The organism is Candidatus Accumulibacter sp. ACC007, from assembly GCF_907163205.1.
In the GTDB taxonomy this organism is placed as follows: Bacteria; Pseudomonadota; Gammaproteobacteria; order Burkholderiales; family Rhodocyclaceae; genus Accumulibacter; species Accumulibacter regalis.
Window position 1 is genome coordinate 799200 of record NZ_CAJQUD010000001.1, and the last position, 12156, is coordinate 811355.

At 65.5% G+C, this 12156-nt stretch carries 9 protein-coding genes and 1 tRNA gene; 5 read left to right on the forward strand and 5 right to left on the reverse strand.

Annotated features, from left to right (window positions below; translation table 11 throughout):
• Positions 1–168: 168 nt before the first annotated feature.
• A complete protein-coding gene (locus QZ634_RS03445) occupies positions 169–4371 on the reverse strand; it encodes a DEAD/DEAH box helicase (RefSeq protein WP_291985602.1) in 4203 nt (1400 codons plus the stop codon).
• Positions 4372–4417: 46 nt separating this feature from the next.
• Complete coding sequence (gene queA / locus QZ634_RS03450) at positions 4418–5479, reverse strand: tRNA preQ1(34) S-adenosylmethionine ribosyltransferase-isomerase QueA (RefSeq protein ID WP_291985604.1); 1062 nt, start codon at positions 5477–5479, stop codon at positions 4418–4420.
• Between the two features lie 148 nt (positions 5480–5627).
• On the opposite strand from queA, the gene QZ634_RS03455 reads away from it, so the two are divergent.
• A tRNA-Leu gene (locus QZ634_RS03455) sits at positions 5628–5714 on the forward strand.
• Between the two features lie 154 nt (positions 5715–5868).
• Positions 5869–6771 (forward strand): 1,4-dihydroxy-2-naphthoate polyprenyltransferase, encoded by a 903-nt coding sequence (locus tag QZ634_RS03460; RefSeq protein ID WP_291985606.1) that lies wholly within the window; start codon positions 5869–5871, stop codon positions 6769–6771.
• Between the two features lie 13 nt (positions 6772–6784).
• Here the strand turns inward: QZ634_RS03460 and cobA are convergent, their stop codons facing one another.
• Positions 6785–7567, reverse strand: coding sequence for a uroporphyrinogen-III C-methyltransferase (cobA, locus tag QZ634_RS03465; protein WP_366145353.1), 783 nt, complete (start codon positions 7565–7567; stop codon positions 6785–6787).
• A gap of 207 nt (positions 7568–7774) precedes the next feature.
• Between cobA and QZ634_RS03470 the strand changes: the two genes are divergently transcribed.
• Positions 7775–9445: a nitrite reductase gene (locus tag QZ634_RS03470; RefSeq protein ID WP_291985608.1), complete on the forward strand. Its 1671-nt coding sequence runs from the start codon at positions 7775–7777 to the stop codon at positions 9443–9445.
• Positions 9446–9551: 106 nt separating this feature from the next.
• Positions 9552–9884 carry a c-type cytochrome gene (locus QZ634_RS03475; protein ID WP_291985610.1) on the forward strand — a complete coding sequence of 111 codons (333 nt, stop codon included), beginning with the start codon at positions 9552–9554 and terminating at the stop codon, positions 9882–9884.
• Positions 9885–9912: 28 nt separating this feature from the next.
• On the opposite strand, the gene QZ634_RS03480 is transcribed toward QZ634_RS03475, so the two are convergent.
• Together QZ634_RS03480 and QZ634_RS03485 are read right to left on the reverse strand one after the other, a co-directional pair.
• Entirely contained in the window at positions 9913–10734 is an 822-nt protein-coding gene (locus QZ634_RS03480; protein WP_291985612.1) for a pyruvate, water dikinase regulatory protein, read from the reverse strand.
• Positions 10735–10771: 37 nt separating this feature from the next.
• Positions 10772–11524, reverse strand: coding sequence for an SDR family NAD(P)-dependent oxidoreductase (locus QZ634_RS03485; protein ID WP_291902496.1), 753 nt, complete (start codon positions 11522–11524; stop codon positions 10772–10774).
• Between the two features lie 259 nt (positions 11525–11783).
• Here QZ634_RS03485 and QZ634_RS03490 point away from each other — a divergent pair, with 259 nt between their 5' ends.
• Positions 11784–12119: a cytochrome c gene (locus QZ634_RS03490; protein WP_291987987.1), complete on the forward strand. Its 336-nt coding sequence runs from the start codon at positions 11784–11786 to the stop codon at positions 12117–12119.
• Positions 12120–12156: the final 37 nt, after the last annotated feature.

The window sequence follows — 12156 nt, forward strand, 5'->3', positions numbered from 1 at the left end:
CTGTCGCTGTCAGTATGTGGTTGGTGCAGGGTGCTGCGGGCACCCGAGCGGCTTCGCCGCCCCGCGCGTACCCCGGCAGGATAGAAAAATCGGGGCTTCCGGTCAAGGCCAATAACTATCTTCTGCGAGTGGTCACCGCATGCGCCGCGAACCCGTATGCGCCGCGAATCAGCGTGCGCCGCGAATCAGCGCGACCAGATCGTCTGTCGACGGCAGCGCGCTGGCTTCGCCGTCGTCCAGAATGCTCTCGGCCAGCGCGCGTTTCTCGTGGTGCAACTCGACGATGCGCTCCTCGACGCTGCCCTTGGTGACCAGGCGATAGACGGTCACCGGGCGCAGTTGCCCGATACGATGCGCGCGACCCATGGCCTGGTCTTCGGTGGCCGGGTTCCACCATGGGTCGGTGATGACCACGTAATCGGCCGCGGTCAGGTTGAGCCCGAAGCCGCCGGCCTTCAGGCTGATCAGGAAGAGATCGCCCTGGCCGGCCTGGAAAGCTGCGACGCGCCGCGTTCGCTCGGCGGCGGGGGTCGAGCCATCAAGGTACTGGCAAGCAATTCCGGACGCATCCAGTTGTTCGCGTAATATCGCAAGAAAGTCGACGAACTGACTGAAAACAAGCGCTTTATGCCCATTTGAAACCAGTTCGGAGGCGAGTTCTGCGAAAGCCTGCACCTTGGCGCCGACGATGCCGAGTTCGGGGCTGCAAAGGCGTGGGTCGCAGGCGGCGCGACGCAGACGCGTCAGCTGGGCGAGGATGTTGAAGCGTGCTTGCGCCTGCGGCGCACTGTCGAGACTAGCGTCGATCTCGTTGGCCGCTTCGCGGCGCAGCGCTTCGTAGTGGGCGGCTTCGGCAGCTTCCGGGGTCACCGTCAGAATCAGCTCGGTGCGCGCCGGCAGCTCCTGCAGGACTTCGGACTTGGTGCGGCGCAGGACGAAGGGACCCACCAGACGCTTGAGGACGTGCTGTGCCTCGCGGTCGCGGTTACGTTCGATCGGGCCGGCGAAGCGCTCGTCGAAGCGGCGGTGACTGCCGAGCAGGCCGGGATTGACGAAGCGCATGATCGACCACAGATCGGACAGGCGGTTTTCGACCGGGGTGCCGGTCAGCGCCAGGCGAAAATCGGCGTCGAGGGCGAACACCGCCTGCGAGCGCTTGGCGGCGGCGTTCTTGATCGCCTGCGCTTCGTCGGCGATCAGCGTATGCCATTGACGCCCGGCAAAGCGTTCCTGGGCGAGTTGCAGCAGCGTGTAGGAGACGATCAGCAGGTCTTGTGGACCGGCCTTGGCAACCAGTTCCTCGCGTTCGCTTTCGCCCGCCTCGCTGTAGACCCGGACGTTGATGCTGGGGGCGAAACGCAGTGCTTCTGCCAGCCAGTTGCCGCATACGGAGGTCGGCGCGATGACCAGTGCGGCGCCGCCAGCTGCGCGATCGAGCAGCACAGCGAGCGCCTGCAGGGTTTTCCCGAGACCCATGTCGTCGGCCAGGCAGCCGCCGACGCCGGCGGTTGCCAGACGGATTGCCCACTGATAGCCGTCTTCCTGATACGGGCGCAGGCTGGCCTGCAGCAGGCTCGGGAGTTTCGGAGTCAGGGCCTGCGCCTGGCGCAGGCGGTCGATCGCCTGGCGAAAGTCCGTGCTGGCGTCGACTTCGCTGCCGTCGAGAATCTCGTCGAGCCAGGCGGCGGCGATCGTCGGCACCTTGCCACCTTCCTTGTCGGTTTCCAGGACCGCGGACAGATCGTTCAGCTTCTGTTTCAGCGAGCGCGTCAGGGCGGCGTACACGCCGTCTCCCATGGGCACGAAACGGCTCTTGGCGCGGGCTGCGGTGAGCAGCGTTGCCAGCTGCACGACCAGGCCTTCGTCGAGTGTCGCCTGCCCGGAGACGCGGAACCAGTCACGCTCACGGGCGATTTTCACGCCCAGCTGATGGCTATCGAGGGTGAGCACGCGAACGCTCTTGCCTTTTGGCCAGTCCACCGCGGCGATTGCCGGCAGGGTCGGCAGTGCTTCGACCACCGCCAGCGCCTCTTCGGGGTCGGTGATCAGCCACTCGCTGCCGCCGTCGCCGCCGTCGAGAAAGGGCAAGGCATCGAGTACCGCTTCCAGATGCTGGCGCTCGCTCTTCAGGTCACGCTCGGTGCCGACCGTTTCGCTGCCGCACACAGCCATCAGGCGCAGCCTGCCGGCAGCGGCTGGCAGACGTGGCCCGTCCGCACCGAGCGGAGCGACCACCAGGCGCAGCGAGAGGTCGTCGCCGAGCGGCGAGAGTTCGGCGCGCAGGCGAGAGTCGCTGCGCACCTGCCGCGTTGCCTGCGCCGGGTCGGCATGGACGTGAAAATGCGTGGCCAGGGCCTGCAGGGTCTTGGCCACTTCGGCCTGCGCGCTCGGCGCGTCGGCAGGAATCGAAAAACGACCCGAGACGAGCTGCGCGGCCTGCTGCTGGGCCGGCGAAAAACGGACCAGTCGCAGGCGCTGTGGCCCATCTGCGACGAGCGTGACGAGCCGCAGCGCCTCCGCTTCACGACGCTCGTCGGCGTCTGGCACCGAGAAGGAATTGGCCGCGACCGGCGCCCGCAGCGGCGGTTCGACGCGCATCACGAAGCGCCCGTCCACGCGCAGGAGTTCGAGTTCCGGTGCTGCTTCGCTCAAGTCGACGAACTGCTCCGCTGCGCCCGGCAGGACGATGCACGGGTGACCGGGAAGGGCAGCGATGGCCGCTGCCAGATCGATGCGATAGCGATTGCGGTAGCCGTGCTCGAGGCGAACGGCGCGAGCGACTTTCAGATCGGCGCTGGCCAGCTGCGGGTTGCCGGCGATTCTCGCCAGGCTCAGTGGTCGCGGCCGTCCCCAGCCGCGTTGGCCGCGCTTCTGTTCGAGCGGCGTGACGGCGAGCAGGTCACCCTGGCTGCCGATCTCGAGTTCCCACAGCAGGCGCGTCGCTTCGCCGTTGCCGCTGGCCGCTGGATTGCCGCCCAGGGACTGCAGCGCGAGCAGGATTTCCTGCCACTGCTGAGCTCCGCTGGCGATAAAGAAACGCTCAGGCGGATCGCGTCCTTCGAGCACGGCCTGGCTGCCGTCGAGGATGTGGGTCAGTGTTTTTAGTCGGCAACTGTCAAAGTCCTGGCGCAGGAGGTCGATCGATGCCCGCCACTGCTCCGCCACAGTTTGCGGATTCTTTTCGGCGATCGTTTCGCGCCCCAGCCAGGCGGCGAGCAGCACCGCCCACAGGGAGTCGAGCACCCAGCGTGCCTCGGCGTCGCGCGTGGGCCTGAAAGCGGCTCGTTCGAGCGGCGCCTTGCCGAGGCGAACGTCGATCGCATGTACCCAGCGTCCCCAGCCGGCGTAAGGGCTGGGCGCCCGCTTGCCGGACTCCGCGACGCAGAACTTGCGCGCCAGTTCGAGGTGCCTGGGCGTCGCCTGCGCCAGAAGTGACAGCGGATAGAACCACGCCACGCTGTCCGGCAGCAGGTGTTTGCCAGCGCCGCCGAGCTCGCTCTTGCACTGCTTGAGCGCCGCCTCGAATGCCGCCTGCCCGGCACTCCACTGCCCGTCGATGACCAGCCGGGCGGCACGAATCCCGGCGCTCAGTCCGTCGTCGAGTCCGTCGAGCGCGGCTTCCAGCAAGGCGATGTCCGCGCGTTGCATGGCCAGGTCGCCGAGGACCAGGCGCAGATCGGTGGACAAGGCCTCGCGATCGTCGGCCAAGGCCTCTACCGCCCAGTCGGCGACCGGCAGGTAGGCCTGCGCAGAGAAGATGCAGACACTGGCGATCGCCTGATAGGCGAGCCGCGAGCGCCAGATCGGCTCGATGCGCTGGAAACTCACTCCGTCAAAGGGCCAGAGGATGGCTTCACTGAGAATCACGTTCCAGTCCAGCGACCGGGCCAGGACGCTTCGCAGGTGCGACAGCTCTTCGCTGGCAGCGCCCGAGAGGAATTTGGCGCGAACGTAGGCGATGGTCGTCGGGATGCTGCCCGTAGGCCAGTAGTACGCCGATCGGGTGGGGTCAAAGCGGTCGACGTCGGCGATCAGGCGCGGCAGCGAGTCGCCCTGGCTGCTTTCCAGCAACTGCCGATAAAGCGCGGTGCGCAGCGCATCGACGAGGTGAAACGTGGCTGCCCGCGAGGGATCGTCGACCAGCAGGCCGTTTTCCCGCAGTTTCTGCGTCGCCGCCTTGACGTCGGCGGCGGTCAAGGCCTTTCCCGAGCTGCTTTGCAGGCCACTCAGCGAAAGCACCCGGTGCAGGTCGGTGTTGCTGCGAAAAGTCCACAGCAGCGCGCTGGCCAGGGCGACCTTGTGCAGGTCGGGCGTCAGTCCGTGGCGGTCGAGCTTTTCGAGAGCCGGGGCGTTCAGGGCAGTTCTGTTCATCGGCTGGCGGCGGCGGAAATGGTGGCTGGTGGTCTGTGGGAGAAGGTCAGGCGCTGCCGCGGGTGAGCAGCATCGCGTCGCCGTAGCTGAAGAAACGGTAGCGCTCGGCTATCGCGTGCCGATACGCACAGCGTATGGCGTCGAGGCCGGCGAACGCCGAAACCAGCATCAGCAGCGTCGACCTCGGCAGGTGAAAATTGGTGATCAATCGGTCAACGACACGGAACTCGTAGCCGGGGGTGATGAAAATATCGGTCTCGGCGGGGCCGGCGCGCAGTTCCCCGCGCTGCGCGCCGGCTTCAAGTGCGCGCAGGCTGGTCGTTCCGACGGCGACGATCTTGCCGCCGCGGGCGCGGGTGCGTGCAATGGCAGCGATGGTGGCCTGGGGAATCGCGAAGCGCTCGGCGTGCATGCGGTGTTCGGCGACGTGATGCACGCGCACCGGCTGGAAGGTGCCGGCGCCCACGTGCAGAGTCAACCACGCCACTTCGATGCCACAGCGTGCGATTTGGGCGAGCAGCGCAGCGTCGAAATGCAGGCCGGCTGTCGGCGCGGCGACGGCGCCAGGGTGGCGCGCGAAGACGGTCTGATAGCGAGCCTCGTCGTCGACCCCGGCGGGGTGCGTGATGTAGGGCGGCAGCGGCAACCGGCCGTGTTCTTCAATCAGCGTCCACAGGTCGCCTTCGTCTGCCACGCGCTCTGTGCTGTCATCGGCCAGTTGCAGCGCGAAGAACTCACCTTGTTCGCCGCTACGGCCTTCGACAATCAGGCAGATGGCCTCTTCGAGAACGATCCGGCTACCGGCCTTCGGCGACTTGCTGGCGCGAATCTGCGCCACCGCGTGACGGGAATCGACGATGCGCTCGATCAGCACCTCGATCTGGCCGCCGCTTTCCTTGCGGCCCAGGAGGCGGGCCCGGATCACGCGCGTATCGTTGAACACCAGCAGATCGCCGGCAGCCAGCAAGCCCGGGAGGGCGCTGAAGCGCTGATCGGCGAGCGCGTTGCCATTGACCTGCAGTAGCCGGCTGGCGGTGCGTTCGCCCGTCGGGTGCTGGGCGATCAAATCGCCCGGCAGATCGAAGTCAAAGTCATCAAGGGTGAGCATAGCGGGCTAAGGTGGCTGGCCAAAGGTTAGCGGTCGAGGGGTGGCGGGGCAAGTGCGCCATTGTCGAGCTGCCCCTCCTGTAGCTTGTCGACGGCCGGAGAATCAGCGATAATTCGCAGCTCTTCTGGCCCGCGAACTTCGGGCCGAGGCCGAGATGGCGGAATCGGTAGACGCAGCGGACTCAAAATCCGCCGATGGTGACATCGTGGGGGTTCGATTCCCCCTCTCGGCACCAATCAGTTGCACCCAGTTGCACTCCCTGGCCGGCAAAGCTGCGCATCATAGCACGCCGCCCCGGCGCTGCCCGCGACCGGCATTCAGCCGCTGCCCGGAGGGCGCGCAAAAGCCCCCGGCCTCAGGATCCCACGACCTCCGGATGACTCCCCGCAATGGCTGAACCTGTCGCGCCGCCATCGCCTCTTGGCGCCTGGTGGCTTGCCATCCGACCCAAGACACTGACCGTTTCGGTCGCTCCGCTGATCGTTGGCCATGCTGTCGCCTGGGCGCAGACCGGTTTCCTGCTCTGGCAGCCGGCGCTGGTTGCCCTGCTCGCCGCGCTGCTCATCCAGATCGGCACCAATCTGCACAACGACGTTGGCGATTTCGAGCGCGGCACCGACACGCCCGATCGCCTGGGACCGCCGCGGGTCACGGCAATGGGCTGGCTGCCGGCCGCCGCCGTACGCCGCGCGGCGTGGCTTGCGTTCGCCCTGGCGTTCAACTTCGGAATCTTTCTCGTCTACCACGGCGGCTGGCCGATCGTCGTCATCGGCTTGGCGTCGCTACTCGCCGCCTGGGCTTACACCGGCGGCCCATGGCCACTTGCCTATACGCCGCTGGGCGAATTGTTCGTCGTGCTCTTCTTCGGTCTGGCCGCGGTTGGCGGCAGCTACTACCTGCAGACCCTGTCGATAAGCCCGGCCGCGCTGCTGGCCGGGGTGATGCTCGGGTTGTTCGCTGCGGCGGTGATCACGGTCAACAACTACCGCGATCTGGAGACCGACGCACGGGCCGGCAAGCGGACTCTGGCGGTGGTGGTCGGCAGGCGAGCCACGCAAGGGGTCTATGCCCTGGAACTGCTGCTGCCACTGCTCCTCTTGCCGTTGCTGGCGATGCTGGCCGGTCGCGGGCTGTGGCTGGCCCTGCCGCTGCTGGTACTGCTGCCAGCGTTGCGTCTGCTGCAGCGCTTCCGGCGTGAGGCCGCGGGTCCGCTCTTCAACGAGTTGCTGGCCAGCACCGCCAGGTTGCAGTTCATTTACGCGCTTCTCCTGGCGCTGGCGATGGTCGTCTGAGCGGGCGGCGCTTTCAGATCGGGCTGCCTGACGGCGGCCTGAACCAGCTCAGCTTCTCCTGCAGGCGAACGACGGTGCCAACGATGATCAGTGCCGGCGAAGCGATGCCGGCAGCGTCTACTCGTTCCGGCAGGGTTGCCAGGTCGGCGGTCAACACCCGTTGCCGGCGCGTCGTGCCATGTTGCACGACCGCCGCCGGATGGCTGCCCGGCAGGCCGTGGGCGATCATCTGGCGGCAGATCTCGGCGATGCCGCCGACACCCATGTAGAAGACGACGGTCAGCTTCGGACGGGCCAAGGCCGGCCAGTCGAGATTGATCGTGCCGTCCTTGAGATGACCCGTCGCGAAGGCCACCGCCTGCGCATGATCGCGATGCGTCAGCGGGATGCCGGCGTAGGCGGCGCAGCCGGCGGCGGCGGTCACTCCCGGTACGACCTCGAAAGGAATACCCGACTCGACGAGGGTCTCGATCTCTTCACCGCCGCGCCCGAAAATGAAGGGGTCGCCGCCCTTCAGGCGAACGACTTTCCTGCCGGCACGCGCCAGACGAACCAGCAGTTGATTGAGTTGCTCCTGCGGCACGGTGTGATGGGAGCTTTTCTTGCCGACGTAGATTTTCTCGGCGTCTGCACGAGCCAGTTCGAGGACACCTTCGGCAATCAGATGATCGTAGACGATGGCGTCCGCTTCGCCGACCAGACGCGCTGCACGCAGGGTGAGAAGGTCGAGGTCACCGGGCCCGCTGCCGACGATATAGACGGTTCCGACAGGCGGGGAGGAGGGCGTTTGAATCATTCCTTTTTTCCGGTTTTTGGCTGAGGTGCAAGCATAAACGCCCGTTGCGCTATTTTTCAACTCGGAGGCGACGATATGCTTTCTCGCGCCGATCATATTTGATGGAGGTCAAGGAAGGGACCCGTGCCGGCGTGTCATCCTGCGCCGAGTCTGACACGGATGTGACCCGGGCGACAGTCGAGAAACTTCAAGAGGAGAGAAAAGAGCATGCAGAAGGTAATTCGTAACGTATTGATGCTGGCAGCACTGCCGTTGGCCATGAATGTGGCCTTCGCGGCGAAGGCCGAAAAGGCCGCTGCGCCAGCGCCGGCCGCCGATTCGGCGACACTGTCCGCCGAGGCCAAGGCGGCTTCCGGCAAGACCTATTTCGAACGTTGCGCCGGTTGCCATGGCATGCTGCGCAAGGGCGCGACCGGCAAGAATCTCGAGCCGCAGAACACCACCAAGCTCGGTTCCTCGCGCCTTGAAAAGATCATGGCCTACGGGACGGAGGGCGGCATGCCCAACTTCGACGACATCCTGTCGAAGAAGGAACTCGCCGACATGGCCAAATATGTCCAGATGCCGGCCGACGTGCCGCCGGAATGGGGCATGAAGGACATGAAGGAGAGCTGGAAGCTGGTCGTGCCGGTCGCCGAGCGTCCGACCAAGCAGATGAACAAGGTCAACCTCAAGAACGTCTTCGCAGTCACCCTGCGTGACTCCGGCGAAGTGGCCCTGATCGACGGTGACACCAAGGACATCTGGGGTATCGTGAAGACCGGCTACGCGGTTCACATTTCGCGTATTTCGGCTTCCGGGCGCTATGTTCACGTCATTGGTCGCGACGGTCGCTACGACCTGATCGACATGTGGTACGAGACGCCAAAAATCGTTGCCACGATGAAGGCCGGCTACGAAGCGCGTTCGGTCGACACCTCGAAGTACAAGGGTTACGAGGACAAGTACGCTGTCGTCGGTGCCTACTGGCCGCCCCAGTACGCGATTCTCGATGGCGAAACGCTCGAGCCTCTGAAGCTGATCTCGACGCGCGGCGTCACCGTCGATGGTGAGTACCATCCGGAACCGCGGGTTGCTTCGATCGTTTCCTCGCACGACAAACCGGAGTGGGTGATCAACATCAAGGAAACCGGCATGATCAAGCTGGTTGACTACTCGGACATCGCCAACCTCAAGGAAGTCACCATCAACTCGGCCAAGTTCCTGCACGACGGCGGCTTTGACTCGACCAAGCGCTACTTCCTCGTTGCGGCCAACGCGTCCAACAAGGTCGCCGTGGTCGACACCAAGGACGGCAAACTGGCGGCGCTGGTAGACACTGCCAAGATCCCGCACCCGGGTCGCGGCGCTAACTTCAAGCATCCGAAGTACGGTCCGGTCTGGGCAACGTCGCACCTTGGCGCCGACGTGATCACCCTGATCGGGACGGATCCCAAGGGCCACCCGGAGCAGGCGTGGAAAGTCGTTCAGGAGCTCAAGAACCACGGTGCCAACTCGCTGTTCGTGAAGACGCACCCGAATTCCAAGAACCTGTGGGCCGACGCACCTCTGAACCCCGATCCCGAGCTGGCCGGTTCGGTCACCGTCTATAACATCGACGAACTGGGTGATCCTGCCGCCAAGTCGCAGGTGATCAACCTGGCCGCCGCTGCCGATCTTGGCAAGACCAAGGGTCTGCAGCGCGTGGTGCATGGCGAGTACAACGAAAAAGGCGACGAAATCTGGTTCTCCGTCTGGACCGGCAACAAGACCGAGCCGTCGGCGATCGTCGTCGTCGATGACAAGACGCGTACGGTCAAGAAAGTGATCAAGGACAAGCGTCTGGTCACGCCGACCGGCAAGTTCAACGTCTATAACACGCAGCACGACGTCTACTGATCGCTGTCAAGCGTCTGATCCGAAGCGGGGGGCTTGTGCCCCCCGTTTTTTTTGCCGCGATTGCCGGCATAATCCCCTGCACCTCAACTGCCGCAAGGAATCAACCATGAAAGTGAAAATTCTCTTCCTGTCGGCTGCCATGTGCTCGCAGCTGGCCTTGGCGGCGCCACCGCCAGTCGACCCGGCCATGCTCGAGCTTGCCGACCAGAGCCGTTGCCTGGGCTGTCACGACGTGGATGTGACGGTGCGCGGTCCTGCCTGGCGCGATGTCGCGAAACGCTATCGCGGCAAACCGGAAGTCGAGGAAGTGCTGGTGGAAAAGGTCTACACGGGGGGCGGTGGCGTCTGGGGTAACGACTACATGTCGTCCAACAAGCGCGCCGGGAAGGACAACATCCGCATCCTGGTCAAGTGGATTCTGACCCTGCCCGATTCCTGATGGCGGGCGCACCGCCGCGCAGCGTTCCCTATGAGCCGGCGCCGTTGGCGCGTGCCCGAAGGAGATCGATGATCATTGCCGACACCTGCTCGATCGAGCGATGGGTGACGTCGATCACCGGCCAGTTGCGCGCGACGAACAGGCGACGCGCGTCCTGGACCTCCTTGCGCAGGGCGCTGAAGTCGTTGTACTGGCTGTCTTCGTTGTCCCATGCCCGCAAGCGCGCGGAGCGGACGCGCGCCAGCCGTGTCGGGTCCACAGTCAGCCCGACGATCAGTGGTCCCTTTGCCTTCAGCAGCCCCATCGGCGGCTGCGAGAACGGCACCAGTGGTACGTTGGCGGCCTTGATGCCGCGTGAGGCCAGGTACATGCAGGTTGGCGTCTTGGTCGCCCGCGAGACGCCGACGACGATCACGTCGGCGCTGTCGAGATCGTCGCTGGCAATGCCGTCGTCGTGGGCCAGGGTATATTTCATGGCCTCGACGCGGCGATAGTAGTCCTCGTCGAAAGCGTCGGACGAACTGCTGTGAACTTGAACGGCGGTGCTGGAATACTCGGCAAGACGGGCGATCAGTGGTTCGAGGGCAAACTGGCAGGGGACGAGCAGGTGGCTGCAACCGTCTTCGAGCGCCTGCCGGACGTCGGTGTGGCTGATGCTGTGCAGGACGTAGCCCGGCCTTTGCGCGACCTCGCCCAGAATCTCGGGCACCTGGCCGAGGTGGCGGACCATCTTCCACAGTCGGCGCTCGACCTCCAGCCCCTCGAGCTGGACGATGGCGTTACGCGCCAGCAACTCGACGAGTTCGCCGGAAGCATGCGAGACCAGGTGCAGTACGAGAGTCTTGCTCACAGCCATCCTTTGCTGACAGTCGCGGCGTGGCCGATTCTCAGCGGTGGTGCCCGCCGTCGAGGCGCAGCACGGTGCCGTTGATCATCACGTTCTTGAGTACGTGCAGGACCAACATGGCGAACTCGGCCGGATCGCCGAAACGATGCGGAAACGGGATCTGGTGGGCCAGCCGCGAATCGAGGTTCTTTTCCATGGCGAACAGCGTCGGCGTTCCGAACAGCCCGGGCGCGATGCCGACGACGCGAATGCCCAGCGGGCCGAGCTCGCGCGCCGCCGGCAGGATCATGCTGACGACGCCGCCCTTGGACGCCGAATACGCCGCTTCGCCGCTCTGTCCGTCGTAGGCGGCGACCGAAGCGGTGGACAGGATGACGCCGCGCTCGCCGTTGGAGCGCGGCTGCAGGCGCGCCATGTCGGCGGCGGCTAGGCGCATCATGTTGAAGGTCGAGATCAGGTTGACTTCGACGAGTTGGCGGAAGTCTTCCAGCGGCATCGGGCCGTCGGGGCCAATCGTCGGTTCCGAGTGGCCGCGGCCGACGCAGTGCACCAGCACGCGCGCCGCGCCGTGTGCATCGCGCGCCGTTGCCAGCGCGTTCTCCGCCGAGAGTGAATTGGCGACGTCGCAGGGGATCGCCAGGCCGCCGATCTCGTCGGCAACCTTCTGCACGCCGACCGCGTCGATATCGATCACCGTCACCTTGGCTCCCGCCTCGGCGAGATAACGCGCCGTTTCCGCACCCAAACCCGATGCTGCCCCGGTGACCACCGCCGGGCACGCCCAAAGATCCATTGCCTGTCTCCCGCTGTTGCCATTTACCGCCGCCATCAGCCGTCGGCGCAAGCGCGCATTATGGGCCGTGGGGGGCGGGTGCGCAAACTGCGATTGCTGTGCCGGAGCGCTGGCCAGCGGTTGTTGTCCTGCGCCCCGCTTGCACCGCTGCCTACCGCAATCTTCGGATAAAATGCCCGCTCCCCGCCTGTTCATCGTTATCGCGAAAAGGGTGAACCGCGCTGCCATCGACCCGAACCCTATCGACTCCCACCGCACGATGCCAATCCTTCCTCTTCTCGCCCTTGTCCTTGCTTCGGCCCCCGCGTTCGCCGAGACGGCTTCCCCGCCAGCGGCGCCAACGCCCGAACGCCAGAAGCAGCTCGTGCACCTGGTTCGTCAGGACTGCGGTTCCTGCCACGGCATGACCCTGCAAGGGGGCCTGGGGCCGGCCCTGACGCCCGCGGCGTTGCGCGAGCGGCCGGCTGACTCGCTGGTAGCGACGATTTACGGTGGCCGGCCGGGGACTCCAATGCCGCCGTGGCACCGCTTTCTCAGCGAAGCCGAGGCGGCGTGGATCGTGCAGCAATTGCTGCTCGGGTTTCCCGAGGAGTAGCGGCCGGGAAGCTCGCCAGCGTAGTGCTGCGTTCTCG

Coding starts and splice junctions, on each gene's coding strand:
- QZ634_RS03475 (WP_291985610.1), top strand. CDS start 9,552: ATGAAAGTGAAAATTCTCTTCCTGTCGGCTGCCATGTGCTCGCAGCTG.
- QZ634_RS03460 (WP_291985606.1), top strand. CDS start 5,869: ATGGCTGAACCTGTCGCGCCGCCATCGCCTCTTGGCGCCTGGTGGCTT.
- QZ634_RS03485 (WP_291902496.1), bottom strand. CDS start 11,524: ATGGATCTTTGGGCGTGCCCGGCGGTGGTCACCGGGGCAGCATCGGGT.
- queA (WP_291985604.1), bottom strand. CDS start 5,479: ATGCTCACCCTTGATGACTTTGACTTCGATCTGCCGGGCGATTTGATC.
- cobA (WP_366145353.1), bottom strand. CDS start 7,567: ATGATTCAAACGCCCTCCTCCCCGCCTGTCGGAACCGTCTATATCGTC.
- QZ634_RS03445 (WP_291985602.1), bottom strand. CDS start 4,371: ATGAACAGAACTGCCCTGAACGCCCCGGCTCTCGAAAAGCTCGACCGC.
- QZ634_RS03470 (WP_291985608.1), top strand. CDS start 7,775: ATGCAGAAGGTAATTCGTAACGTATTGATGCTGGCAGCACTGCCGTTG.
- QZ634_RS03490 (WP_291987987.1), top strand. CDS start 11,784: ATGCCAATCCTTCCTCTTCTCGCCCTTGTCCTTGCTTCGGCCCCCGCG.